This is a genomic window from Mesorhizobium sp., from assembly GCF_005063415.1.
Taxonomy (GTDB): Bacteria; Pseudomonadota; Alphaproteobacteria; order Rhizobiales; family Rhizobiaceae; genus Mesorhizobium.
Map to the genome: position 1 here is coordinate 1 of NZ_SUEG01000364.1, position 639 is coordinate 639.

The following is a 639-nucleotide window of genomic DNA, read 5'->3' on the forward strand; positions in this document are numbered from 1 at the left end:
AGCCCACGCAGGCCGAGCAGCCGCATTTCGGGATCGTCGAGCATGGTCTCGAATTTTTCACGGGCGCCCTCATGGTCGCCTTCGAGCAGCGAGGCCTGCGCGTCGAGCAGCTGGATCAGCGGCTCCTGGTCGGAACGGATCAGCTTTGCCGCCTCCTTGGTCTTCTTGCGGGCGAGCGCGCCATCACCGGCACCGGCCGCGATCATGCCGGTCGACAGCGCCTGATAGCCGCGGTCGCGGCGACGCACGCGGAAATAGCGCGAGATCGTATAGGGGCTGTTCCACAGCGCCTTGACCAGCCACCAGACGATCATCACCGCGGCAACCACGGCGACCACCGCCACCGCCGCGACCATCAGGCTGACCTGATATTGATAGCCGTTGAAGGTGACGAGCATTTCACCCGGCCGGTCGGCCAGCCAGGCGAAGCCGAGCCCAAGCGCAAAGACGACGGCGAGGAAGGCGAGGATGCGTATCATAGGGTTCCTCACGCCTTCATTGCGCCGGCGATGAGCGAATCGATCTGTGTCTCGACCTCCATCCGCGCTTTCAGTTTGCCGGCAAACTCGGCGCCGGCGGCCTTGGCCGCCTCAGGCAGGGTTTCGTATTCGCTGAGCGCCTTGGCGTAGTCGCCATGGT

General features: G+C 64.8%; 1 protein-coding gene. It reads right to left on the reverse strand.

Annotated features, from left to right (window positions below; translation table 11 throughout):
* On the reverse strand, nt 1-479 hold a 479-nt coding region (locus E5W70_RS32625; RefSeq protein WP_292665491.1), incomplete at its 3' end, for a heme biosynthesis HemY N-terminal domain-containing protein.
* Nucleotides 480-639 lie beyond the last annotated feature (160 nt).